Here is a 26,998-nt window from a genome sequence, read left to right as displayed (position 1 = left end):
TCTGCGGAAACTCGTCTCACCACTTTGTGGTGGTCTCAAACATCCGCAGACGAAGACCCCAAAAAACACTCGCTCATAAGCAGCCAAGTGGGATTTTAAGATGACAAACTATTTTTATCTCCATGTCTCATTCAACATTTTCCCATCACCTTAATCCTCTTCTTCACTCGCGGGCTCGGCCCAAAAACTTACCCGCACGGGGAGAGGGAAACCACTTCTCTACAGAAACTCCTCTCCCTTGATGGGAGAGGTAAGGGTGAGGGTGAAAAATAACATTTTTTTAACCAGACAGCTGTGAAAGTTTATATTTATTGTTTAATTAATACATTATACAGTGTTTTATAGTTACCAGTCCATTTCAACTTTTGGCAAATTTGGTGTTTGCATCTTGCGTTTTTTTGCCGCATTTTTATCTGCTTCGTCAAAATAGCTTAAAATCCTTTCGGCATCTTCTTTAGACATTTTATCTTTATCCTGTTTTAAGTCATTTTGGTTTTGTTGTGGGTCTTTACCGGTCTCGTCTTTGTTTTGTTGCTGATTTTGTTTATTTTTATCATCTTTGTTTTCATCACCTTTATTTTTTTGCTCTTGTTTATTTTGCTGGTCTTTTTTATTTTTGTCTTGTTTTTTATTTTCCTGTTTTACTTTAAGTAAATACTCAAGGTTATATTTTGTATCTTTATCAGTATGATCTAAACGCAAAGCATTTTTATAGCATTCAATTGCTTTGTCGTTGTCTTGCAGTTTATACGCTGTGTTGCCAAGGTTATAATAAGAACGCGCCATAAGTTTTTTATTTTTTGAAGAAATAGCTCTTTCATACTCGCTTGCGGCACCCTGATAATCCTGTGTTTTATAAAGCGCGTCAGCAATATTATAGTTAATTGTAGGGTTTGCGGGGCTATCAATTTGGGCACTGCGGTATTTGTTAAGCGCATCCTGGTATTTATTGTTTTTATAAAGGCGGTTGCCTGAGTTTACATTTGATGCCGCTGAGGCATAAATATTTTGTATGCCAAAAATAGATAAGAGAAGTAATAAAATAAATATTTTTTTCATATTTGTTTCTTTTTTCTTTGTGGAAGTATAAACTCAATAAGAAAACAAAGCAGTGCCAACGCAAGAAAATATTGAAACCTATCAACTAACTGCCGATTCATTTTTGAAGATAGTTTTTGCTTGTCTAAGCCGTTTACTGCCCGAGCTATGGCATCGGTGTCAACATACCCATCAACAGACCTGATATAAGCACCGCCTGTTATTGATGCAATTTGAGAAAGTAGTTCTTCGTTTAGCTTTGACATAACCACTTGTCCGCTGCTATCTTTCTTATAGCCTGTAAAGTTGCCGTTTTCGTCTTCAACTGGAATTGGTTCGCCGTTTGCCTTGCCAAAACCGATGACAAAAATCTTAACACCGCTTGCCGCGGCTGACTTTGCCGCATCAATCGGGCCGCTGTTGTGGTCTTCTCCATCGGTCAAAAGAACTATTGCTTTTGCCTTTGGCGCAGTTTTTTCAAGCCCGGATAAGCTAAGCGATATAGCCTTGCCTATGGAGGTGCCTGCAAGTGGAATTAGGTTTGTATCTAAAATTTGTAAAAACATAGCTGCGCCGGAGCGGTCCAGCGTAAGAGGGCATTGCCAAAAAGAGGCTCCCGCAAATGCCACAATGCCTATGCGATCGCCTTCAAGGCGGTTTATAAGTTCCGATAACACATTTTTTGCGCGTTCAAAACGACTTGGTTTTATGTCTTGCGCCAGCATACTTTTTGAAACATCCAGCGCGATAACAACATCCGAACCGGTTCTTTCTAACTCAATAAGTTTTGTGCCAAACTGCGGCCGCGCGAGCGCAAGTATTAAAAAAAATATTCCGCAAATAAATAATGAAGCTTTAAGGACAGTTGTTCTTTCGTTGGCGTTAGAAAGTTTATTAAAAAGCTCATCCTGGGCAAAAACCTTGGCAATCTTGCGTTTTGATATTTGTGCCGCAACAAACCCAAGCGCAAGTATGGGGATAAGTAAAAGCAAGTAGAGTGCTGATGGATTAGCAAATTGAAACATTTTTACCTTTTACGGCAATTTTCTTAAATATGTTTTATTTAAAAACTTGGAGCCAAGCAGCAGTAGTAGCGTCGGCCATAAAAAATAAGCGAATAATTCTTTGTAATCGGTGTATTTAAGTGCCTTAATTTTGGTTTTTTCCATGTTGTCAATTTGCTTAAAAATTGCAGATAGAGAATTTGTGTCGGTTGCCCTAAAGTAACGGCCATTTGTTGTACCTGCAATGTTTGCAAGGGTGGCTTCATCTAAATCCTGATTTTCAATTTTTACCAAACGCCTGCCAAAAACAGGGTCATCTATCGGATAAAGTGATTCACCAGGTTTGGCAGCTCCTATGGTATAAATCTTTATACCCATTGCCAAAGCGGCCTTACTTGCGCTTATTGGGTCAATTTCACCCATATTATTTCTGCCGTCAGTTACAAGTATTATAACCTTGCTCTTTGCGTTGCTTGCTTTTAGCCGGCTTGCGGCAGTTGCGATAGCCGAACCAATTGCTGTGCCGTCAACTCCGGTCATATTTGTTTCAATTTTATCCAAAAAATTCAAAACAGCGTCATGGTCAATGGTTAGAGGGCATTGCGTAAAAGCAAGCCCGGAAAAAACCACAATGCCAATACGGTCATAAGTGCGGCCTTTTACAAACTCTTTTGCAACTTTTTTTGCTGCCTGCAGCCGGTCATCGGGCTGAAAGTCAAGTGCCTGCATACTGCTAGATGTATCCATTACAAGCATTATATCTATGCCTTGATTATAAACCTCTTCTTTGTTTTGTCCGGCCTGCGGGCGTGCTAAGGCAACTATTATAAGCGCGATAGCTAAAACTTTTATCCATACAAGCATTTTTGAAAGTTTAGCCCTAAGTGTTGAGCCAGCACTTTTAAATATCTCTGCCTGCGGTAAATAAATGGTTGCGGTTTTATTAAGTTTGAACTTTCTTTCTATAAATATATAAATCCCAAGAGCAATTAGCAGAAGTAGAAAATAAGGGTGCGCGAATATCATAAATTACCTTCAGCAGAACCGGTATTTTCTATAGGGTTTTCTTTCGGCATTCGTTCAAGCACAATTGTTTTTGCTAGTTCAATATCGTAAGTGCACTGGTTTTCTTTAGGGGTAAATTTTGCGAACTTTACCAAATCACAGTTTTCAAAGAGTTCTTTTATTTTTAATGTTATTTTTTTATCTACCGATCTGCCTTTTAAATCCTGGTAGAGTTCATGCGTGGTTTTTTCAAATGTTTCTATGCCAAATGAGTTTGAGATATAGTTGCGCATTATCTCTGCAAGGCGAATATAATACTCTTTAATAAGGCCTCTTGATAATAAGTCGGATGCCGCAAGATCATTAAGTGCGAGCAAGGCAACTTCATAAGGTGGTAATTTGGGTTTAGAGGCCAGTATTGTTTGTGCTAAAGTTTTCCTGCGATAGTAAATATATGCCCCAATTAATAGCAATATAATCGTGACAAGAATGTATACTAACATCCCATTGCCAATGCTTAAGGGTTCTTTTATGTCTTTTATGTCTCCAAGATCTCCAATTTTCGCAAGTGTGCTTTCAATATTAACGCTTTTACTTGAAGAGTAAACAGTGTATGCCTCAGTTGAGCTGTTTACAAGGGTAAATGGAATTGGCGGAATAATAGCCATTCCTGTAGAAAAACGGACTACTTCAAATACAGCCAACGAGCTAAGAGTATCTTTTGTTTTTTTAGTTGAGGTTGAAAGGTTTGTACAAACCCATGTGCCTATTTCGCTTGGCATTGTAACGCTTGATAGCTTAAGTTCATTTGGGTAAGAGATTTCTACGCTAACTTTTAGCGGGTCGCCAATAGTTATGTTTGTTTTATTTATGGTTGTATTTACGGTTACTTCGCTTGCGTAAACCGCTATGCTAAGTAAGCTTAAAAATAGTGTTATAAAAAGCTTTTTCATTTTTAATTAATCCAACCTGTATTTTGCAAAATCCGGGTTCAACAGGTCATTCGTTTTTCGCGTCGCTTAAAAAACGCAATTAATTCAGCTGTGTATGGCTTGTCAGTTGAAACAGAAATTGTATCAACTCCAGATGAAGAGAAAAGTTTCTTAAGAGCTATATTTTTGGTTTCTTTTACTAATATAGAAGCATTTATAACAGATCTTGCAGATGTGTCTGAGAGCAGGCACAAGCCGCTTTCAGGGTCTTCAAACTCAATTAGGCCAATGTCTGCCATATTATTTTCGCGCGGGTCTGAAATTTTTACCGCAATAAGGTCGTGCTTGCGAGATGTAACTTTAAGTGCTGCTTCAAAATTATTATCTTGAAAATCAGATAATAAAAAAACAACCGCCTTTCTTTTCCATATATCATTTAGGTGTTTTAAAGCGTCAGATATGTTTGTTTTATGCCCTTGAGGTTTGAAAAAAAGAATGTCACGAATAAGGCGCAAGATATGGTTTTTGCCTTTTTTAGGGCGTATAACTTTTTCTACCCTGTCTGTAAAAATAAGCATGCCAACACGGTCATTATTTTTAATGGCAGAAAATGCAAGTGTTGCCGCAAACTCGGCGGCAATTTCGTTTTTAAACTTTTCCTTTGTACCAAAACCTAATGAAGCGGAAGCGTCAACAAGCAGTATTACGGTCATCTCGCGTTCTTCGGTGAATTTTTTAACAAATGGTTTGCCGTAGCGCGCGGTAACATTCCAGTCAATAGTGCGCACATCGTCGCCGGGCATATATTCGCGCACTTCAGAAAACTCCATACCGCGGCCTTTAAAAACGCTGCTATACTGGCCGGCAAAAACTTCATTGGCAAGTTTTCTGGAGCGAATTTCAATTTTTTTGATTTTTTTAATGATGTCGGATGAAAGCATAACTCAATAAGATACTTAAGAGGTTTTTAGTAATGATTTAGTTTTTTAAATACGCACAGGATGTATTTTTACGGAACTTCAACGCCGTCAAATATTTGTTTAACTATATCTTCCGTTGTAACTTCCTCGGCTTCTGCTTCGTAGGTAAGTATTATTCTATGGCGTAAAACATCAAGGCCAATAGTTTTTACATCTTCAGGGGTAACATAGCCGCGCCCTTGTATAAACGCGTATGCTTTTGAGGCAAGCGTTAAGTTTATTGTAGCACGCGGCGAGGCACCAAAAGCAATAAGTGGTTTTAAAGAATTTAGTTTGTATTCAGTTGGGTTTCTAGTGGCATGAACTAAATCAACTATGTAGTTTTTAATTTTTTCATCAACATAAATTTGGCTAACGGTGTGTTTCGCGGTTTTTATTTCTTCTGGTGTGGTAATCGGGTTTATTTTAATTTCATCACCCGATGTCATGCGTTCTAAAATTTGCCTTTCTTCTTCTTTGCTTGGATATGTAATCTTTAATTTGAGCATAAAGCGGTCTACCTGTGCCTCGGGCAGGGGGTAAGTACCTTCTTGCTCAATTGGGTTTTGGGTCGCGAGTACTAAAAATGGGTCTGGCAGTTGAAAAGTTGTATCACCAATAGTAACCTGCCTTTCTTGCATTGCCTCAAGCAAGGCGCTTTGCACTTTTGCCGGCGCGCGGTTAATTTCGTCGGCAAGTATGAAGTTTGCAAACAACGGGCCTTTTTTTACGGTAAATTTTCCATCATGTTGAGAGTAAATTGTTGTGCCGGTCAGGTCGGCCGGTAGTAAATCGGGGGTAAATTGCAGGCGTTGAAATTTCGTTTTAATGGCGCCGGCCAATGTTTTAACAGCCAATGTTTTTGCAAGGCCCGGTACACCTTCAAGCAAAATGTGGCCATCGCTAAGCAGTCCAATTATTAATTTTTCTAATATGTAATTTTGGCCAACAATAACTTTGCCAAGTTCTGCCATTAGCGCTACAACAAAAACGCTTTCTTTTTTTACCTTCTCATTGATTTCACGAATCTCTTGTGCGCCGGACATATTAACCCTCCAACAAATTTATTATTGAATTGCCTGTCACGAAACTCATTTTCCGTTGAGAATTTCAGAGGTCAAAATATTTTTGTCTTCTTGCCACTTCTAACGACACTTTTACATCACCCTCACCTGCCCTTCGGGCTTCCTCTCCCCTCGAGGGAGAGGATTGAGGTGAGGGGCATTTTGTGACCGGCTATTTATTATTGAATTTTATCGTACTTGCCCTGAGCCGTAAACAATATATTTTGTAGTTGTAATTTCCTTAATGCCCATTGCGCCTCTGGCATGTAGCTTTTGGGTAGATATTCCTAACTCTGAGCCAAACCCAAACACCCAGCCGTCGTGCAGCCGTGTTGACGCGTTATGAAACACCGCCGCTGCATCTACCTCTTTTAAGAATTTTTGCGCCGCCTCTTTATCATCTGTAACAATTGCTTCAGAGTGCCCTGAGCCATATTTGTTTATATGGTGTATCGCTTCATCAATAGATTCTACAACCTTTATTGAAATTATATTGTCCAAATACTCACTTGACCAGTCCTCTTCGGTTGCCTCAACAACCTGTGGAACTATTTTTTTTGTTATTTCACAGCCGCGAACCTGCGTGCCGGCTTTTGTGTAAAGGCCGCAAACAATTGGAAGAAACTTTTGCGCAATATCTTTATGCACAAGCAATGTTTCCATAGCATTGCACACGCCAGGCCTTTGGCACTTTGCGTTAATTGAAATTTTAGTTGCCATATCAATTTGAGCTGACTTATCAATATAGGTGTGGCATAGCCCTTTACCGTGGGCAAGCACTGGCACAATGGAGTTTTGCCTTATAAAGCGCACCATCTCTTCGCCGCCTCTTGCAATAACAAGGTCTATAAGGGTGTCAAGTTTGATAAGGTCAAGCACAGCTTCTCTGTCGGTTGTGCCGATAAATTGTATCGCGCCATCGGGCAAGCCCGCCTCTTTTGCTGCAGGAAGTATTGCATGCACAAGCGCGCGGTTTGTATTAATTGCTTCAGAACCGCCTTTTAGTATTACCGCATTGCCAGATTTAAGGCAAAGCGCTGTGGCGTCTATGGTAACATTCGGGCGTGATTCGTAAATCATACATATTGCGCCAAGCGGTACGCGCACTTTTTGAATTTGCATTCCGGCTGGCACGGTCCAATCAGCAATTATGGTACCTATCGGGTCTTCTAATGAGGCAACTTCCATAACGCCTCTAATCATTTCTTCAATGCGAGTTTCATTTAGTGTTAAACGGTCAATAAGCGCAGAGGAAAGTTTTGCTTCTTTTGCGGCCTCAACATCAATTTCATTTTGAAAAAGAATTTCACAGGATTGTTTTTTAAGTGCCGACGCGATTGCGGCCAAAATCTTATTTTTCTGGTCATTAGCCAAAAGCGCAAGTTTTCTGCTGGCGAGTTTTGCACCTGCGGCCTGATTTGCCGTTAGCTGTTTTATTTCATTTTTTTCCATAAACCTTCCTTAAAAACTTAAATTTTAAGTTTTACCTAAACACGCAAAAGCAAATTGACAAGTATTTAATAAACAGCACAATTTAAGTGCAGAGATTACTTTTTATTTTTGATTAAGTTTAAAAGACCGCCGCAACGCACTATTTCAAATTGTCTTTCGCTAAGCAGATGATTAAGATGAATTTTGCTTTCTTTGCCCTGAGAAATTAACTTTGCTTCAATTTTTTGGTTTGTGGCAGAAACATTTTCTATAATAATTTTATCGTTAAGAGAAATTTTATTATACTCAGCGGCATCTTCAAAAACAAGCGGTAAAATTCCAAAGTTAATTAAATTTGCAAGATGAATGCGCGCAAATGACTTTGCAATTACGGCCTTTACTCCTAAAAACCTTGGGGCAAGCGCAGCATGCTCGCGCGATGAGCCCTGCCCGTAGTTTTCACCGGCAACTATAACACATGAGCCGGAACTTTTTGCTCGCGCGACAAAATCTTTATCAACCGCTCCAAAAGTGTATTGCGAAATGGCCGGTAAATTTGAGCGAAGCGGCAATATCTTTGCACCAGCCGGCAATATGTGGTCAGTTGTTATATTATCTTGCACCTTTAGACAAACATCAAGTACAAAAAGTTTGTCCATTGGCTTAAAGTTTGGCAGGGGCTTTATATTTGGTCCTCTAATGATTTCTATTTTAAATGCTTTTTTTTCTGGTGCGATTATTAGTTTTTCATCAATCAAAAAATTACTCGGCAGTTTTATTTTAGGCGCAAGCCCAAGTTTTAATGGGTTAGTTATTTTGCCGGTTATCGCGGCAGCAACCGCAACATGAGGCGAGCAAAGGTAAACGCTTGCGTCTTTTGTGCCGCTTCTGCCTTCAAAATTTCTGTTAAAAGTTCTTAAAGAAACAGCACCGCTTTGAGGAGCTTGCCCCATACCTATACATGGCCCGCAGGCATTTTCAATAATTCTCGCACCCGACGAAATTAAGTCATTTAAAGCGCCGCTTCGCGCAAGCATTGCTACAACTTGCCGTGAGCCGGGGGATATAACTAAACTTACATTTGGGTGAACTTTTTTGTTTTTAAGAACTTTTGCCACAAGCAGCATATCGGCAAGCGAAGAGTTTGTGCAAGAGCCGATAGCTACCTGGTTAACTATTATACCTTCAACATCTCTTACTTTTTTTACATTGTCGGGGCTATGAGGCAGTGCGATGAGTGGTTCTATTTTTGAAAGGTTAATTTCAATTGTTTCGTCGTATTGTGTGTTTTCATCTGCAACGAGTTTTTTCCAGTTTTTTTGACGCTTTTGCTGTTTCATAAAAGCAAGTGTAATTTCATCTGATGGGAAAAGCGATGTTGTGGCGCCAAGTTCCGCGCCCATATTTGTTATTGTTGCGCGTTCCGGCACACTTAGAGTTTTAACTCCTGGGCCGCTAAACTCAAATATCTTTCCTCTGCCACCTTTAACGCTAAGAATTCTTAGAAGTTCAAGAATTATATCTTTCGCGCTTGCCCATCCTAAAAGTTTTCCTGTAAGTTTTACATTAACAATTTTTGGCATTGCAAAATAAAAGGGTTGTGCCGCCATGGCGCATGCCACATCAAGCCCGCCGACACCAAAGGCAAGCATACCAATTCCACCGGCAGTGGGTGTGTGCGAATCAGAACCTGCAAGTGTTTTAGCAGGCACTCCAAAGCGCTCTAAGTGCACCTGGTGGCATATACCGTTTCCGGCAGGGGAAAAATAAATTCCGTATTTTGCCGCAACGCTTTGCAAGTAGGCATGGTCGTCGGCATTTTCAAAACCTGTCTGCAGTGTGTTGTGGTCAACATAGCTAACTGAAAGCTCTGCTTTTGTTTTTTCTACACCCATCGCTTCAAATTGCAAGTATGCCATAGTGCCCGTTGCATCTTGCGTGAGGGTTTGGTCAATTTTTAGCGCTATTTCCTGGCCTGGCTCCATTTTGCCGCTTATAAGATGTGCCGAAATTATTTTTTTTGCAACTGACATAGGTGTATTTTTAGGTGTCATAAATTATCCTCTATTAGCAGCAGACTTTTAAAAAAATTTATTTAATGAAGTGTACATGTCTATTCAAATTCTTTTTCCAACTCTTTTTTCTTGTCTTGGAAAGATTGGTTGGATTGTTGTGGTAGGCCTTTCGCTGCTTCAAGTTTTACAATTCTATTTTCAAGTTTATCTTGTTCTTTTAAAACAAATTGTATTGCATCTGCTATTGGGTCTGGCAGTTTGCTGTGTTCAAGTTCCGCAAGTTCTTTATCAGAAAAGCCAAGCCCTATTCTTGCAGGTACACCAACGGCAGTAGAGTGTGGCGGCACATCGTGAAAAACAACCGAACCAGCACCTACCCGCGAATGATCTCCAAGTGTTATAGCGCCAAGCACAATAGCGCCTGCGCCAATTACAACATTGTTGCCTACCGTCGGGTGGCGTTTCTTTTTCTCAAGTGAGGTGCCGCCAAGTACAACTCCTTGATAAATAAGTACATCGTCGCCTACTACGGTAGTTTCACCAATTACTACACCCATACCGTGGTCAATGAAAAAGCGTTTCCCAATTTTTGCTCCTGGGTGAATTTCAATGCCGGTTAGCGTGCGCGCAATGTTAGAAATAAACCGCGCAACAAAATAAAATTTTACTTTCCAGAAAAAATTTGCAAAACGATAAAACCACAAAGCGTGCAGTCCTGGGTAGCAAAAAAGAACCTCAACCCACGAGCGCGCCGCGGGGTCTCTGTAAAAAACATTCTTTATGTCTTCAGTAAATTTCATAAGTAGATTTTAGAAAATTTCGTCGGGAATTTCAAATATAAAAAGGAACATTGGAAGTTTTAAATTTTTAAATAAATTAAAACATAGAATTGAAAAATTGTTTTTAAAAATATATCGTCGGATAACCAATAAATAATTGCAAATTAAATAAATTAGTGTTAAAATACAAATGCATGAAAATAAAAAAGCCAACAAAGAAGTGGCTTAAGAATAATCCGAAACGGGGGTAATGCCCTACTCGGATTTTTTTATTTTTATTTAGTTAATATAAGGGGGTGAGTACTAATGGCAGGCAAGAAACCAGCAAAAAAAGCAGCAAAAAAAGCTAAAAAAGGTGCAAAAAAGAAAAAAAAATAGTTTTTAATGGGGACATTTCCAAAAAATTTTGTAAAAAGCTAAAGCGCTTGGAAATGTCCCCTAACTATTTTTAAGTAAGTTGTAAAGTTTGTTCCCTTGTTGACACAAAAACCTTCCTGCGGTATAATCAACTAACACTAAGAGCAAAAAAGTATAATAAAAGGTTATTATGTTTAATAGTTCTAAATTTAAACAATTATTTCTGTTATCATTTCTTGTTCTTTTACCTATAAATATTTTCTCCAAAGAACAGCCAACAATAAAAGCAATTGCATCATTTTACCCTATACGCATAATTCTATTGAATGTAACCAATGGTGTTTCTGGTATTTCGGTTGATAGCCTTGCTCCAAATTACTCAGGTTGCTTACACGACTACTCGCTTAACACAAAAGATATGCAAAAGTTGCAAAATGCCGACTTGTTTATTGCAAATGGCGCAGGGATGGAAAACTTTATTGAAAAGGTTGCAAAAACAAATCCGAATTTGAAAATTGCAAAGTTGTCTGACGGTATCAAACTTATTGAAGACAGCTACGGGATTGAAAATTCGCATACATGGGTGAGTGTTTCAAATGCAATTTTAATGACAGAAAACCTCTCGCAATTCTTATCAAATGTTGACCCGAAGAATTCTTTGCTGTATAAAAAAAACGCGGATTTATATAAAGAAAAACTTGGCAAGTTGCTTACAGAAATGAAGCAACAGTTAAACCAGTATAAAGGTAGAAAAATTATAACTTTTCATGAGGCGTTTCCTTATTTTGCCAGTGAGTTTGGCTTAGAGATAGCCGATGTTATTGAGCGCGAACCAGCATCAAAACCATCGGCCAAAGAGTTGGTTGAAACAATAAACACTGTCAATAAAAATAAAATAAAAGTGCTTTTTGCCGAGCCGCAGTATCCTGCAGATGCGGCAAACATAATTGCCAAAGAAACTGGTGCCAAAGTTTACATTCTTGACCCTGTAGTATCGGGCGAGCTGAAACCAGACGCCTACATTGAGATAATGCGGGGGAATTTAAAAACCTTAAAGGAATCGCTTTCAAAATAATACCGAAAATATTTAGAAATTTAATATGAACGAAAAAACGAGTTGTTCTCACTGTTGCACTAAAATAGAAAAACTAACCGTTAAGTTTGGGGATGTTTACGCGCTTGAAAATGTTGACCTGCATATAAATTGTGGTCAGTTGCTTGCGCTTGTTGGCCCAAACGGAGCAGGAAAGACAACTTTGCTTAGGGCATTGCTTGGCGAGGTAGCTTACAGCGGTACAATCTCATATAAGGTTAAAGGTACTCTTGGGGAAAAACCAAAAATTGGGTATGTACCACAAAAATTGCATATAGAACCCGATTCACCCTTAAGTGTTTTGGATTTGATGGCCTGTGCCTGTGCAAAAAGGCCGGCATGGAGTGGTTTTGAACAAAATTGGAAAAAAACCGCTTTATCTGTGCTTGAACTTGTTGGCGCAAAAGAGCTTGCCAACAAAAAGCTTGCATTGCTTTCGGGTGGAGAACTTCAAAAAGTTTTACTTGCAACTGCTATAAATCCGGTACCTGAAATTATGCTGTTAGATGAGCCGGTTTCTGCGGTTGATGCCTCAGGACATTCGCTGTTTTATAAAATAGTAGATGAGTTAAGAAGGAAATTTGATTTATCGGTTGTTATGGTTACCCATGACCTTGACTGTGTTGCGCCGCATGCAGATGCTATGGTTTTTTTAAACCGCACTGTTATTTCTCATGGGACTCCAAAAGAAGTTCTTGAAAACCAGAATGTTCAAAGAATGCTTAAACATGGGTTTTAATAGAGGTAGAATTAGTTATGTTAAGTTATGTTAATCATATTATAGGGTTACTCCCATTTAGCTGGGCTCATTACGATTTTATGCGCAACGCGATAGTTGCGCTTTTCGCGCTTGCGCCAATTTTTTCTTTGCTTGGTACGGCTGTTGTGGGAAACCGGCTTGTGTTTTTTTCGGATGTGGTTGGACATAGCGCTCTTTCCGGAGTGGCGCTTGGAGTTTTATTTGGTATTTTTGATATGAATATTGCGGTTGTGGGTTTTGCCTGTGTTGTTGCGTTGCTTTCAATTTTTATAAAAAAATTCACGGGCGCTTCTTACGACACAGTTTTGGGAGTTATATTCGCGGCGGTTGTAGGTTTGGGTGTTTTTTTACTTAGTATCGGCGGCGGGTTTGCGAAGTACACAGCTTATTTGACAGGCGATTTATTGGCCGTTTCTGCCGGTCAGATTTTGTGGTTGTATATTTTGCTTTGTTGTGTGCTTGTTTACTGGGTTTTATTTTCAAACCGGCTTACTTTAGTTGGCGTAAGCCCGCCTTTGGCGCGTTCGCGAGGAGTAAATGTAAATGCGGTTGAAATTATTTTTATGCTTGTGCTTGCGGTGTCGGTAGCATCAGCGGTGAAGTTTTTAGGTGTGCTTTTGGCAAGTTCCCTTTTGGTTTTACCAGCGGCAAGTGCGAGAAATATTTGTAGAAATTTTAAAAGTTACACGGTCGTGGCATTAGCAATTGGGTTGTTTTCTTCTATGTGCGGTTTGGTGCTTTCTTTTTACTTTGGAAGTTCGGCTAGTGCCGCAATTGTGCTTGTTGGAGTGGCTTGTTACGCCATTTGTGCTGTGATTGGGTTTATTAGGAAGAACTTTTAAAAAGAAGTTTTAAAATTTATTGTTTATTACATGTGTCAAATTTGAACAGCATATTGCGTTGAGTGGTCATTTTTAGAACAGTAATATTTTTATTTTAAAATGTCTTTGTCGTCATTGCGGCCCCCAACTAAATCACTCGAGGGTAAATTCCAACCGCAATCCAGTTAAATATTGATTTTGTTTCATGGATACCGGCTTTCGCCGGTATGACGGCTAATTTGGTCAGCTATGATTGTTTAGGTAACTTATTATTGACCTTGCCGCTTTTTTACCCATTCCCATTGCTTGTATTACCGTTTCACCACCTACAATATCGCCTCCGGCAAAAACACCTGGAATGCTTGTCATAGCATTTTCATCAATTATTAAGTGTCCATACTTATCTGTTTTTAGGTTTGCTGTCTGGGAGGGAAGCAGGGGGTTTGGCCCAAGCCCAATGGCAATTACCGCCATATCTATTTCAATTTGAAAGTTAGAGCCCTCTATTGTTCTTGGCTTTCTTCTGCCCGATGCGTCTGGCTCGGTAAGCTCCATTTTTACGCATTCAACCGCGCTAACTTTTCCTGCTTCATCGCCAATAAATTTAACAGGGTTAGTAAGCATTGTAAAAATAACGCCTTCTTCTTTGGCGTGTTTTGCCTCTTCTGCTCTTGCGGGCATTTCATCTTGTGAGCGTCTGTAAATTAGGTAAACTTTTTGGGCACCAAGGCGCAGTGCTGTGCGGGCGCTGTCCATAGCGGTATTGCCGCCGCCGAAAACAGCCACGGTTTTACCAGAGTAAATTGGTGTGTCGTATTTTGGAAAACTAAAGGCATTCATTAAATTTACACGCACTAAAAATTCATTTGCGGAATATATGTGGTTTAGGTTTTCACCTGATATATTAAAGAATTTTGGAAGTCCTGCGCCGGTGCCGACAAATATAGCATCAAAACCCTGAGAGAAAAGTTCCATTAAAGGGATTGTTCTGCCAACAAGGCAGTTTAGCTCTATTTTTACGCCCGATTTTTCAAGGTTTGTTATCTCTGTGTTTAATACTTTTGGAGGCAGGCGAAACTGAGGTATGCCATAGCGCAAAACACCGCCTGCAAGGTGCAGTGATTCAAAAACAGTTACCAAAAAACCTTCTTTTGCCAAGTCGCCCGCGCAGGTGAGCCCGGCAGGACCAGAGCCAATTACTGCAACTTTTTTGCCATTGTTTTTTATAGTATCATTTTGTGTTATGGAATTTTCCATTGCCCAATCTGCGGTGTAGCGTTCAAGGTTTCCTATGGCAACACTTTTGCCTTTTTTTCCGAGAATACATTTAAGTTCGCACTGTTCTTCCTGCGGGCAAACCCTGCCGCAGACACCTGGAAGGTTGTTTTTGTCTTTAAGAACTTTTATTGCTTGTTGTGGGTTATTTTGTGCAAGTGCCTTAATAAAACCGGGTATATTTATCTCTACCGGACATCCGCTAACGCACAGTGGATTTTTGCATTGTAGGCACCTGCTTGCTTCAATAGCGGCTTGTTCTTTTGTATATCCTTTGTTTACTTCTAAAAAATCATTTTTGCGTTCGCTTGCCGGACGCTCTGGCATATGTATGCGTTCTATCATCTTTGCCCCATAAAGGAATCATTTGAAATTTTTTCTTCTGATTTGAAAGTGCTAAGCCGTGTGGAAAACTCTGCCCAGTTTACAAGGTGCCCATCAAACTCCGGCCCGTCAACACAGGCAAACTTTGTTTTGCCTTCAACCGTGCAGCGGCATACACCGCACATTCCGGTGCCATCAAGCATAATTGGGTTTAGTGAAACAATGGTTTTAATGTTATGGGGTTTTGTTATATCGCAAATAAATTTCATCATTGGCACAGGGCCAATGGCGTAAACAATATCAATTTTATTGGGGCCTGCAATTAACTCTTTTAAAACATCGGAAACAAAACCTTTTCTTTTGTAAGAGCCATCATCGGTGGTTATAAAAAAATTATCGCAGGTGTGCGCCACTTCATCTTCAAAAATTATTAGATCTTTTGAGCGGGCGCCTATTATGCCGGTAACGGTGTTTGATAATCCTTTGTAAAAGCGAGCCACAGGTAAAATTTCGGCTACGCCGACTCCGCCGCCAATGGCAACTATATGTTTGCCGGTTTGTGGCTCTGTCGGGTGCCCAAGCGGGCCAAGCAGGTCTTTAATACAGTCGCCTACATTGAGCGTTCCAAGCAATTTTGTGGTTTTGCCAATTTCTTGAAATACAATAGTTATTGTGCCCTTTTCTTTATTTATTCCGGCAATGGTCAGGGGAATTCTTTCACCCAAGGCGTTGACCCTTAAGACAATAAACTGGCCAGATTTTGTCGCTTTGGCAATTTCAGGCGCCGAAACTTCCATGCGTTTTACATTTACGGAGAGTGTTTGTTTTGAAAGTATTTCGTTCATTTAATATCCTAATTTTTAGTTATTTTGTATCACAACTGTCCGGTTAAAATACGCCGGACGGCGTCTTCGCGAGGCCAAAGGCCGTGGCGATCTCGTCGTAAAATTTTAACACCAGATTGCCACACCCTGCTTCGCAGGATTCGCAATGACTTGAAAATTAAATGCGATTGCAGATTAACTTTTAATCAAACAGCTATGACTACACCATTGTCCCACATATTTTGTCATTGAATGACATAAACTGGGAGGGGTCGGAAATAACAAAATCAAACACTAATGATTTACAATAGCTAAATACACACAAAGAGTTCTTTAGCGGCAATATTTTTGCCAACTTAAGAACTCTTTTAATTTATTTTTAGCTTATCTTTGGCAGTTGTTTAAGGGCTTCGGTTACTTTTTCCGATGGATATTCAAAATCAACCAACTCGCCGTTTAAATATGATTCGTAAGAGGCAAGGTCAAAGTGCCCGTGGCCTGAAAGGTTAAACAAAATTACCTTTTTCTCTCCGCTTTCTTTTGCCTTTAATGCTTCATCCATAGCGGCTTTAACAGCGTGAGCCGACTCGGGTGCCGGTATTATGCCTTCGCACTTTGAAAACTTTATCGCGGCTTCAAATACAGGGTTTTGATTGTAAGCAACTGCCTCAATTATGTTTTCATGTTTGAGTATTGATACTAACGGCGATGCTCCATGGTAGCGCAGTCCGCCCGCATGTATGCCGGCTGGCATAAAAGTATGCCCAAGTGTGTACATTTTTAAAAGTGGGGTCATTCCTGCTGTGTCGCCAAAGTCGTACGCATAAGGCCCTTTTGTTAGTTTTGGGCAGGCCGCTGGTTCAACGGCTATTGCGCGTAGTTTTTTCTTTTTACCTTGTAGTTTGTCCATTAAAAATGGGAATGAAATACCCGCAAAATTTGAGCCGCCACCAAGGCAGCCGATAATAATGTCGGGGTAATCGCCAGCCATTTCCATTTGTTTTTTTGTTTCAAGGCCGATTATTGTTTGGTGCATAAGTACATGGTTTAGCACACTGCCAAGGGAGTACTTTGAACCGCTTTTAACAGCATCTTCAATTGCTTCAGAAATTGCTATACCCAGCGAGCCATTTGAGTTTGGGTATTTTTCTAATATGGCACGGCCGGCCTCTGTTCTTGTTGTTGGGCTTGAAAATACTTCGGCACCCCACATATGCATCATATATTTGCGGTATGGTTTTTGGTCAAATGAGACCTTTACCATATATACCGTGCACTTTATGCCAAATAGGTCACAGGCAAGTGCAAGCGCTGAGCCCCATTGGCCAGCACCGGTTTCTGTAGTTATGCGTTTTACGCCTTCTTTCATATTGTAGTAGGCCTGTGCGATAGCTGTGTTTGGTTTGTGGCTTCCGGCAGGGCTTACACCTTCATATTTGTAGTAGATTTTTGCGGGGGTATCTAAAAATTTTTCAAGGCGATGCGCTCTAAAAAGCGGTGCAGGCCTCCAAAGACGGTATATTTCGCGTACCTGATCTGGTATTTCTATCCAGCGCTCAGTGCTTACTTCTTGTTTTATAATTTCCATTGGAAAAAGCGGAGCAAGGTCTTGCGGGCCAATTGGTTTTTTTGTGCCAGGGTGAATTGCAGGAGGCAATGGGTTTGCTAAGTCGGCCTGAATGTTATACCAATGTGTTGGCATTTCTTTTTCTGGCAGTGTAATTTTGATGTCTTCCATTTTCTTCTCCAGTAATTTTATTTTGTTTGTGGCTAAACTATTATTTTTGCATTTTGTATAGTTTAACTGTTTTCTAACTCTGTATTCCAGTAAGCGTTATCTATAAATTTTTGCCAAGATATTTTTATTTTTATTGGTGAGTTAAATGCAATAGCCATTGGCCCGCGCCACTTTGGTTTTGATGGGATAGTTAGAAGTTTCATTCCTGCTTCGCTTGGCAAGTGGTTGCTTTTTTTTAGGTTGCAGGGTATACAAGAGGTTACAATGTTTTCCCAGTTGGTTTTACCGCCCTTGCTTTTTGGGGTAACATGGTCTAAATTTAAGTTGTTTGTTTCAAATTTGTTGCCGCAGTAACAGCATTTGTATCCGAAGTGTTCGTAAATGTTTCTTCTGGTAAATTTTACCTCGGAAACAGGGAGTTTGTCGTAAAATTTTAATGCAATTACATCCGGTATGGCAATTTTAAAGTTTGGTGTTGTAACAAAGCCCGAAGGTGTAGAACCCACCATTTGTGAAAGTTCTTTCCAGTCGTTGAAAGAATAGGTTTTGTAGTCATCATCAACCACTGAGGCATGGTCAATATAAAGCAGGCTAAGCGCTCTTTGCCAGCTGGTTATTTGAATTGCATAAAAGTTTCTGTTTAAAATTAAAACATCACTCATAATTTATTTGATTATATTCCAATTGTGTGCATATTGTCAACAAAACATAAGGTGTTTTGGGCAGTATTTTAACAGTTGAAAAGTTAAAAACACAAAAAGTATTTTGATTTGTGATAATTTTCAGGAATTTTTTAAAAAAACTTGTAAAATTTTTATTGACAAAAACAAATTTTTATGGGATACTTTATATGTTGCGAAATCTAATTTAACAGATTACAATGGAGACAATAAAAAGTATCATATAAAATTAAGCCGTAGACAAATGTGCCTGTGGCTTTTTTATTTGATTTTTAGGAGAGTTTATGGAAAATTTTATGACAAAAAAAATTAAAATGTGGGCTGTTCTGTCGTTCTTTTTCGTGTTTTGTTTTTTTGTCGCAAGTGCCAATGCGGCGTCGTTTAAGAATTATATTGTTGATGGCAGTTCAGTGGATTGGAGTAGTGATGAGCTACTTGGAACTGAGAATTACTCAGGCATAACAACATCTATTTATACCACATGGAGTTCTACTGCAATTTACTTTGGTCTGCAAGATACTCCAAGTTGTTTACATGACTACTTTATTTATATTAGCACATCAAATTCGGGTGGTACTAACTCGTCGCTTGATTGGAACACAAGCAGTTCATATCACACACTTCCGTTTAACGCGCATTATGCTTTTGTTTATGATTCCGATACTCTAAAAGGCCTTTACAAATATGATGCTGCTACGCACGCTTGGGTTTTGGCATCTTGGAGCGGGTCGCTAATTTCTTCTTCCTCAACTTTTGGAAATATTCATGAGCTTTCAATTCCTATGGCTGACCTTGCTATAACTTCTGCTACAAGCATAAAAGTTATGGTGTTTACACAAGATGATGTTTCAAATAATGTGCAGAATTGTTTTCCTGAACAGAATCTTTCCAGCCGCAATCCCGCAACTTTTACAAAATTCTTTGATTTTGGAACACTTTCTTCTGGTAAAACCGCAAACACAATACCTGTGGATTGGCGAATTTATGGTTTAACTGCTGATTTAGACCAGGGTACACACTCCGGTAATTTAACCGCTGGCTTTACCCCAAATAACGATAATAATCAAGACAACATATACTTTGATTTTCTTTCGGCAGTAGATGGTAGCTATGTTTTCACAATAGATACAAATTTAGATGGGGTTTTTGACCAAAATGACTATGTAGTAAATAGTAATATTTGGGCAGATTCATACGCAAGCCCGCGTGTGCAATGGGATGGCAGTAAACAAAACACAGGCACCCCAGATCCAGGCCAGATGATGATATCAAAGAACATAGTAGATAACAACACGACCTATTACGCTCAGATAAAAGTGACAGATAGCTATGGTAATACCACAACTGAGCAAGGAAGTTTGGGCGCTTGGGCGGTTTCGGGTTTTGCAACTGGTAAAGTTATTGCCAATGGCTTGCCTTGCGCAGGAGCGGTTGTGAGTGTTGGCAAGCAGTGGTCGGAGAGTTATTATTCTGGTTGGGACCGCTATGGTGTTTGCGATGCAAGCGGTAACTTTAAAGTGTTTGGCATAAATGCGGATAACTCTACATATATGTTAATGGCAGTTTCAAGCCCTTATGCAAGCGCTTATAGTGCAGCAAAGCAAATTGGAAATATTTACGGGGTAGATTTTGGCACTATTACTCTAACAAAGGGTGTAAAAATACATGGAACAGTAACAAATTTTTACACCGGCGCGCCAATTGCAGACGCAACAATAACTTCATACTTAGAAACGATGAGCAACAGTCCAACTATTTGGGAGCAAACTAATACAGATGCTTCCGGAAATTATGTGGACCAGGTAAGCTCGGGCAGTGAAAGTATTACAGTTTCTAAAGATGGTTTTGGCAATATAACTGCTAATAGAACGCTTTTGCCAGGCACCACAACGCAGATTGATTTTGTGCTTGCATATGGTGGCTCAATATACGGTCAGATACTTTCTGGAACAATGCCTGTTGCAAATTGCAGCGTTTCACTTTACAACTCACTTAACGATTTGCATGATGGCAGCAGTTCAAACAGTACTCAAGCAAACTCAGAAGGTTATTACACATTTTCTAACCTTGCCGCCGGCTCTTATATTGTTATGGCAAACCCTTCAGGTGTTGACTCATCTCTTGGTTTTGCATATCACACAGATATAGATGTTTTTGAAAATCAAACAACAAACTTTTCCGTAAACCCAGATGTTAACATTAACCTACCTCCAGCTGTTGCTATTGAAGGTACTGTGTCAGATACCGGTGGCCCTTTGGGTAACATTAATGTTTATCTTATGTGGTCAGATACGCAAAGAGAGGTATCACAATATAGCGTAATAACCGATACTGGTGGTTACTATTATATTGGTGGTGTTTCAACTGGCACAGGGATGGAACTTCATGTTTCAGATAAGAATGATGGTCATATCTCTCAAACTTCTGACCTTTCATTTATAACTCACCCGGGTACAAACACCAAAAATTTTCTTTTAACTTTGCCCTTAGGTGGTATTTCTGGCAATATTATCAATAATACAACGCATAGCGGGCCGTTTATGATATTTGCCTTACCTGCGGGTTCGCCTGCACCAAAAAGTAACCCTGATTTTGTTTCTATGGCTACTTCTACAGGCCATTATGGTATAAATGTTGCTACCGGGTTAGTTTATGGTATTGGTATTTTCAACGAAGCAGAACAGCAGGTAATCGCGCGAACAATTGGTGTAGCTGAAGGCACACTTAACGCTGATATAATAATCAGTACCGGAGTTAGCGTTTCTGGAGATGTTAAAAATGCGGCTTCAAGCTCTACTATAAGTGATGCGTCTATTGAAATTATATCTGGAGCTTATCTAATTGGTTTTAGCAATAGCGATTCTGGAGGAAATTTTCAGGTAAAGTACTTGCCAGTTAGTTCCACATTTTCTGCAAGAGTTAATGTGACAGGTTTTAATACTTGGACTGGAATTCTTTCAACGGCATCGCTAAACCACATATATTTAACCCCAGACCCGTCCCTTGACACACAAAAACCTGTAATAAGTTTTATTTCGCCGGCAATAAACGGTCTTATAGGCAATATCAATCCAACTATACTTGCAACCCTATCCGATGGTGATGGAACCGGTATTAATGTCGCTTCAACAACTATAAGTTTAGACGCTTCGCCGGTAACCCCAAGCTTTAACCCTTCAAATGGCGAGCTTTCTTACGACTGCTCTGGCCTTAGCGAGGGAAGCCACACTGTTTACCTAAGTGTTCGCGATAAAGCCACAATACCAAATATCTCAAATATAAGTTGGACATTTAGGGTTGATACATCTACACCAGTTATTTCATTTAATTGTTATGATTTAGACGGCAATCATGATAAACACTTAAACGCTAACCCCGGTTCACTTGAGCCCAGTTTACAGTCTGATTTTAGTGCCAACGAAAATGGTAATTACTCGCTTTATTTTGATATGAACGACAATGGTGTGTTTGATGATGGGGTTGATTACTTCCCTGCTTCAGCCTCCTCAAGTGTACCTTACAACCTTGCATACACAACTGGTACTTTAGGAAGTTCGCAATGGATGAACGGTTCCCTCTATGATAAAAACGGGAGTTGGTATGGGCAAATTTCAGAAGGTGTGCATACTTTGATTTTTGAATTTACTGATGGGCTCCATATCGTAAAAAGCACAGCCGCAATTACAGTTGACCGCACAAATCCGACTCTTCAAATTACACACCCAGCTGGCAGTGAGCGATTAATTTTTAGAAATGGTTTTTTTGATGTTGATTACTCACTTAGCGAAGATTGTTACACAATTCCTGTAGCTACAACAATGTTTTCTGCAAGTGGGTCAAACTTTCCATTGTTGGGTGACCAGTTAATAACGGGAGAGAATAGTGTTTCACTTAATGGTTCACCACTTAATATTTTAACTGACAACACCTCTTTGAATTTAACCCTTAGCGGCTATGATTTGGCAGGAAATTACAATTCCACAGAAATTAATACTAATTGCCTTGTCGCACCTTCAACCCCGACTTATTTTGTGGCTGTTGCAAGCTCAACTCCTCGTACCGCAATTGTGTCCTGGGGCACCGGGTGATGATGGTATGTTAAACCAATTGCAAGCTGGTAGTGTGTTTGCCTTGCAATATTCGCAAAGTCAGGGCGTTGTATGGAGCACTGCTTCTGCGCAGATTATAATTGTAACAACCAGTTCAATTAACCCGGGAGATTCTCAAAGCGTTACACTTAGCAGTAGTGCGCTTAGCGGCAATACTACCTATTACTTTAAGCTTTGGACAAGAGATGAAAATGTTGATTGTTGGTCAAATACATCCGCAATGAGTTCTGCCTATATTTTGCTTGGTGATACAATAGCTCCAGCGGCGGTTACTACACTTGTGGCAAGAACGGCAGATACACTCGGTGGCAATGTTAAACTTTCATGGGGTGCTCCCGGTGACGATGGAATGTTTGGAAGTTTGCCGGTAGGGTCACAATATAAAGTGCAATATGCCACAGTGGCAAGTGGGGACTCACTCTCTGGCTGGAATTATCCGCTTGCGCAAATAACCGTTTCAACTTCAAATGTTACGTCGGGCGATGTGGTTTCGCAAATTGTCGGCCCGCTTACTTCGGGTGTAACATATTATTTTGCAATTTGGAACGCGGATGAAGTGAGTAATTGGTCTGCAGTTTCAAATATCTCAAGTGCCTGTGCTTCTGAGGCATTGCCGATAACTTCCGGAACAATATCCGGTATTATGAGTTACAATGGCTCTTTTGTTGGCGGCGTATATAAAGTTGCTATAGCAAGCGCTATCGGCGATAATGGTGTTATGAGTTTTGTAACGCCTATAACTTCTTTCACTGGTGCAGGGTATTATAGTTTTAGCAATTTGTCGCTTCCAAATACTTTCTATGTTATGGCGCTGATTGATGAAAATGATAATGATGTGCCGGACGGCTATGAGCCGATAGGTTATTTTAGGCAAGCGTCAAATTGGTGGAATGCAACGCCAATATATTTAAGCGCATCATCACATACTGCTTCAAATGTGGATTTCTCTTTATTTGATTTTGGCGCTATAAGCGGACATATAACCAACAACTCTGAACAAATAGGCAACATTGTTGTAATTGCATCTCCTTCTTTTGGCGGTGCAAGCCCTTATAATGTTACTGAAAGCACTCCAAACACACCGGCATGGGATTACTCGTTAAGGGTTTCAACACCATATAGTTTTTATAAAGTGACTGCTTTTGTTGATGTAAACGAAAATGGTCGGTTAGATTCAAACGAATATTACAGCATTTACGCAGATTCTGTTCCTGTAGCATCACAATTTAATAGTTTAGGTATTGATATTACAATAAACACCGCTCCGCCAGCTGCGCCAGGCTCATTTAGTGGAGCAGTACAAAGCACGGGGTCAATACAATGGAGTTGGACATTAAGTGCGAATGCAACATACTATGCGATATACAATGGCACTGATGACAGTAAAGTTGGAAATGTAGAGGGTGTGACACAATGGCTTGAAGTTGGTTTAAGCAGCAACACACAATACACAAGATATGTAAAAGCAGGTAACATAAGTGGAATATCAGGTGCATCAAACAGTGATGCTAAATACACTTATGCAATTATACCTTCATCGGTAAGTGTTAACGCCGTTAATGTAAGTTCAATTACACTTAGCTGGGCGAATACTGGGGCAAATTCGTATCGCCTTGAAAGAGATAGTGTATTTGTTGCAAGTGTTACCGGCACGAGTTATAGCGATACCAGTTTAAGTGCCGATACATACTATGCCTATAGAGTTGGCGCAATAAATAATGAACTTGTTGTTTCACCGGGATACAGCAGTGTTGCAAATGTGCTTACATTGCCGGCATCACCAAGTGGTTTTGTTGGTATTGCCATTGGAACAGACACAATAAAATGGCAGTGGAACCATGGCAGTACTTATGTAAGTGGATACAACCTTTATACTTCAACGGGATTTGAGTTAGCGATTGGCTTAGTTTCAAATGTAACAGCCTACATTGAAACCGGGCTTAATGCAAATACCCAATACACAAGAGTGCTAAAACAATATAATGGCGCTGGGTTAAGCAGTGCAACAGCAACACAAAAATACACTTATGCAATTATACCTTCATCGGTAAGTGTTAACGCCGTTAATGTAAGTTCAGTTACGCTTGGCTGGGCAGATACAGGAGCTATCGCTTATCGTCTTGAAAGAAATAGTGTATTTATTGCAACTGTTCCCGCCACAAGTTATAGCGATACCAGTTTAAATGCCGATACAATTTATGCTTATAGGGTTGGCGCAATAAATAATGAGCTTGTTGTTTCACCGGGATACAGCAGTGTTACAAATGTGCTTACATTGCCGGCATCGCCAAGTGATTTTGTTGGTATTGCCATTGGCACAGACACAATAAAATGGCAGTGGAACCACGGCACTACTTATGTAAGCGGATACAACCTTTATGATAGTTTGGGAAATGGTATCGCACTTGGGTTAACATCAGATGTTACGGCTTACATTGAAAGCGGGCTTGCATTAAATACAACACATTACAGATATTTAACACAGTATAACTCCTCCGGTGAAAGCGGCGCAACCAATTTAGTTGGCAGGTTCACTTTACCCAGAACTCCGCAAAGTGCATCATTTAGCGAAGTTTATTATACAAGCGCAACGCTAAACTGGGATGCAAATGGTAATGCCTCTACCACCACAATTTATGAGGTAATTCAATCTACCGATAGTAATTTTGGCTCATACACAACGCCGGTACCTTTTGTTTCACGCATAAGGACGACAACGGTTCTAATTAACACACTTATTCCGGGCGCGACCTCGTATTTTAAAGTAAGGGCGCAAAACTCAGACGGTATTGCAGGTGATTATAGTAATGTTGCAAGTGCCTTCGTGGTTGTAAAAACAAGAAAGTGGGTATCAACATCGTTAAGCAATTCTTTAAACTCTGAGGCATGGGAACCAGCTGGTGTGCCTCAAAACGGCGAAACAATAATATTTGATGGCACAGGTAACGGAGATTGTCATTGGGTAAGTGATATTTCAATTGCTTCAATGACAATTCTAAGCCCATCAGCTTCAACAATAATGCTGATAAGCGACCTTAACATTGACGGCGATTTAGATATGCAAAGCGGTTATATGAGCACTGAAGGTGGTAGTACAATTACAATTAAAGGTGATTGGAAACAAACTGGCGGTATTGTAACGCTTAACACTGGTGGTGTTAGTTTTGCAGGAACTCTCGCGCAAAAAGTTATACAAACTCAGAACTCGTACTTTAACAACTTCAGCGTAATAACATCTTCCTATGTTCAGGCAAATTCAAACTTGAACATAAAAGGCGACTTATACTTTCCATCTGGTGCCGGAAGTTTTAATGCAAACAATAACGCAGTGCAAATGGGTTCTCTTTCAATGTATGCAGGTAGTTTCATTGCCGGCTCTGCCACTCATACAATTACAGGCAACTTTCTTGTGAGCGGCGGCGCAGGGTTTGACGCGGGCACTGGAGCGCTTAGTTTTGCAGGCACAACAGACCAAACCATTTACCCGGGCAGTGCTGGTTTTAATAATGTGTTAATTGAAAGCACAGGTACGGTTTCTACTTTGGGCACAATGAATGTTTTTGGGAACTTTGATATAAACCACGGCGGTTTTGATACAAACAATGCGCAAGTGTCTCTGAGGGGTAGTGGCAATATGACACAAAAAGCAGGCACCACATTTAACCCTCGCGGCACATGGCAAACTCATGGTATTCAAACTCAAACATTATCTCCGCTTTTAGGAACATTTGATGTTTTTGAAGTTTATGGTACATCTCTTACTAAAATAATAACACCGGCCGCAAGCGTGCAAATTAGCAGTATGCTTGTTTCTGGCAACTCTCAGTTTGATTGCTATGGTGCAAAACCAATGACAGTTATTAATACGCTATACATTGATGGTAAGTTTAACCTAAATGATTCAACACTTACTGCTATAGGCGGCATAGGTGCTTACAACTCAAGTACCTTTGATATGGGCAACGGAAGCATTTATCTTGCCGGTGGTTCAACTATAAGTGTAAGCGGCATACTAAACACTTACGGTACCTACAACACAATAACTTCAAATGCCGGCTACTTTGGTTTTATTATCTCAGGTGCAACGCTAAATGTAAATGGTTTAACTTTAAGCGGGTCAAACGGTGTTTCAATAGACACCTTTACAATAGTTAATGGAATGTTTGGTTTTAGAAAAATAAACTTCCTAAACACAAAACCAGGCGCAACTGCAATTACATTTATGCCGGCAACTGGTGTTTATATAATGCAGAATTGTTCGTTTGACGCAAATGTAGGTGTAAATGTGTCGGCTATAAATATGTCTTCTCCAAGCGTTAATGACATAAGAATGGATAACGCCACAGGCGCAAAGGCGGGCCATGCTTATGAAAACGATCCAAATAATGTAGTGTTCTGGGGCACTCCATCTGCTTTCACATTCTTTACAGGAAGAGCTTTAAGCGACAACTCAATTGAAGTAAGCTGGAGTGATGTAAACGAAGAAACATCGTACACAATCTATTCTGGAACAACCGATGTTTCCGGGGAATTACCTGCGGGCACCACTTCTTTTATGGGCACGGGGCTTTTACCAAACAAAGCTTACACTGCTTTTGCAAGAGCACACAACCCTGTTGGCTATACTGACTCAACATCATCTAGCATTTACACGCTTTCCAAGAGCCCATCATCACTTGCCACCCTTGGAGTAACAAGTGACACAATCAGGGTAAGCTGGTATGAAAACACCAACCCCGATGGAACGCAATACAAACTTTATTATTCAACAGATCAGGCAAGCTTTACAC

18 protein-coding genes are annotated in these 26,998 nt (G+C 40.0%); 5 read left to right on the top strand and 13 right to left on the bottom strand.

Features of this window, described 5'->3' with window-relative positions; all coding sequences use genetic code 11:
- Window positions 1-345 precede the first annotated feature (345 nt).
- From M0Q46_02590 to cysE, 9 genes are all read right to left on the bottom strand, one after another.
- On the bottom strand, window positions 346-1,059 hold the full coding sequence (locus M0Q46_02590; GenBank protein MCK9582499.1) for a tetratricopeptide repeat protein: 714 nt from the start codon (window positions 1,057-1,059) through the stop codon (window positions 346-348).
- The gene (locus M0Q46_02585; GenBank protein ID MCK9582498.1) at window positions 1,056-2,063 is read right to left on the bottom strand and encodes a VWA domain-containing protein; all 1,008 of its coding nucleotides are present in this window, start codon (window positions 2,061-2,063) and stop codon (window positions 1,056-1,058) included. The genes M0Q46_02590 and M0Q46_02585 overlap by 4 nt, the downstream gene beginning before the upstream one ends.
- A gap of 9 nt (window positions 2,064-2,072) precedes the next feature.
- Window positions 2,073-3,068: a VWA domain-containing protein gene (locus M0Q46_02580; GenBank protein MCK9582497.1), complete on the bottom strand. Its 996-nt coding sequence runs from the start codon at window positions 3,066-3,068 to the stop codon at window positions 2,073-2,075.
- Entirely contained in the window at window positions 3,065-4,000 is a 936-nt protein-coding gene (locus tag M0Q46_02575) for a hypothetical protein (protein MCK9582496.1), read from the bottom strand. The genes M0Q46_02580 and M0Q46_02575 overlap by 4 nt, the downstream gene beginning before the upstream one ends.
- A gap of 38 nt (window positions 4,001-4,038) precedes the next feature.
- Entirely contained in the window at window positions 4,039-4,920 is an 882-nt protein-coding gene (locus M0Q46_02570) for a DUF58 domain-containing protein (GenBank protein ID MCK9582495.1), read from the bottom strand.
- Between the two features lie 68 nt (window positions 4,921-4,988).
- Entirely contained in the window at window positions 4,989-5,984 is a 996-nt protein-coding gene (locus M0Q46_02565; protein ID MCK9582494.1) for a MoxR family ATPase, read from the bottom strand.
- Between the two features lie 207 nt (window positions 5,985-6,191).
- Complete coding sequence (locus tag M0Q46_02560) at window positions 6,192-7,454, bottom strand: glutamate-5-semialdehyde dehydrogenase (protein MCK9582493.1); 1,263 nt, start codon at window positions 7,452-7,454, stop codon at window positions 6,192-6,194.
- A gap of 95 nt (window positions 7,455-7,549) precedes the next feature.
- Window positions 7,550-9,487, bottom strand: coding sequence for an aconitate hydratase (locus tag M0Q46_02555; GenBank protein ID MCK9582492.1), 1,938 nt, complete (start codon window positions 9,485-9,487; stop codon window positions 7,550-7,552).
- Window positions 9,488-9,546: 59 nt separating this feature from the next.
- On the bottom strand, window positions 9,547-10,248 hold the full coding sequence (gene cysE, locus M0Q46_02550; protein MCK9582491.1) for a serine O-acetyltransferase: 702 nt from the start codon (window positions 10,246-10,248) through the stop codon (window positions 9,547-9,549).
- A 526-nt stretch (window positions 10,249-10,774) separates the two neighbouring features.
- On the opposite strand from cysE, the gene M0Q46_02545 reads away from it, so the two are divergent.
- Genes M0Q46_02545 through M0Q46_02535 form a run of 3 tightly spaced genes read left to right on the top strand, consistent with a single transcriptional unit; the run spans window position 10,775 to window position 13,279 of the window.
- The gene (locus M0Q46_02545; GenBank protein ID MCK9582490.1) at window positions 10,775-11,659 is read left to right on the top strand and encodes a metal ABC transporter substrate-binding protein; all 885 of its coding nucleotides are present in this window, start codon (window positions 10,775-10,777) and stop codon (window positions 11,657-11,659) included.
- Window positions 11,660-11,684: 25 nt separating this feature from the next.
- On the top strand, window positions 11,685-12,416 hold the full coding sequence (locus M0Q46_02540) for a metal ABC transporter ATP-binding protein (GenBank protein MCK9582489.1): 732 nt from the start codon (window positions 11,685-11,687) through the stop codon (window positions 12,414-12,416).
- 17 nt (window positions 12,417-12,433) lie between these two features.
- On the top strand, window positions 12,434-13,279 hold the full coding sequence (locus M0Q46_02535; protein MCK9582488.1) for a metal ABC transporter permease: 846 nt from the start codon (window positions 12,434-12,436) through the stop codon (window positions 13,277-13,279).
- Window positions 13,280-13,501: 222 nt separating this feature from the next.
- Here the strand turns inward: M0Q46_02535 and gltA are convergent, their stop codons facing one another.
- The 4 genes from gltA to M0Q46_02515 all read right to left on the bottom strand — a co-directional run bounded on the left by gltA (window position 13,502) and on the right by M0Q46_02515 (window position 18,081).
- The gene (gene gltA / locus M0Q46_02530; protein MCK9582487.1) at window positions 13,502-14,878 is read right to left on the bottom strand and encodes an NADPH-dependent glutamate synthase; all 1,377 of its coding nucleotides are present in this window, start codon (window positions 14,876-14,878) and stop codon (window positions 13,502-13,504) included.
- Window positions 14,875-15,702 (bottom strand): sulfide/dihydroorotate dehydrogenase-like FAD/NAD-binding protein, encoded by an 828-nt coding sequence (locus tag M0Q46_02525; protein MCK9582486.1) that lies wholly within the window; start codon window positions 15,700-15,702, stop codon window positions 14,875-14,877. Before M0Q46_02525 ends, gltA begins: the two co-directional genes overlap by 4 nt.
- 358 nt (window positions 15,703-16,060) lie before the next feature.
- Entirely contained in the window at window positions 16,061-17,419 is a 1,359-nt protein-coding gene (locus tag M0Q46_02520) for a TrpB-like pyridoxal phosphate-dependent enzyme (protein ID MCK9582485.1), read from the bottom strand.
- 62 nt (window positions 17,420-17,481) lie between these two features.
- Window positions 17,482-18,081, bottom strand: a complete 600-nt coding sequence (locus M0Q46_02515; GenBank protein ID MCK9582484.1) for an HNH endonuclease — start codon at window positions 18,079-18,081, stop codon at window positions 17,482-17,484.
- 302 nt (window positions 18,082-18,383) lie between these two features.
- On the opposite strand from M0Q46_02515, the gene M0Q46_02510 reads away from it, so the two are divergent.
- Window positions 18,384-22,187, top strand: coding sequence for a carboxypeptidase-like regulatory domain-containing protein (locus tag M0Q46_02510; protein ID MCK9582483.1), 3,804 nt, complete (start codon window positions 18,384-18,386; stop codon window positions 22,185-22,187).
- Between the two features lie 7 nt (window positions 22,188-22,194).
- On the top strand, window positions 22,195-26,998 hold a 4,804-nt coding region (locus M0Q46_02505; protein ID MCK9582482.1), incomplete at its 3' end, for a fibronectin type III domain-containing protein.

The organism is Endomicrobiales bacterium, assembly GCA_023228045.1.
Taxonomy (GTDB): Bacteria; Elusimicrobiota; Endomicrobiia; order Endomicrobiales; family JALOBY01; genus JALOBY01.
This window is presented reverse-complemented; position numbering and strand designations above follow the sequence as displayed.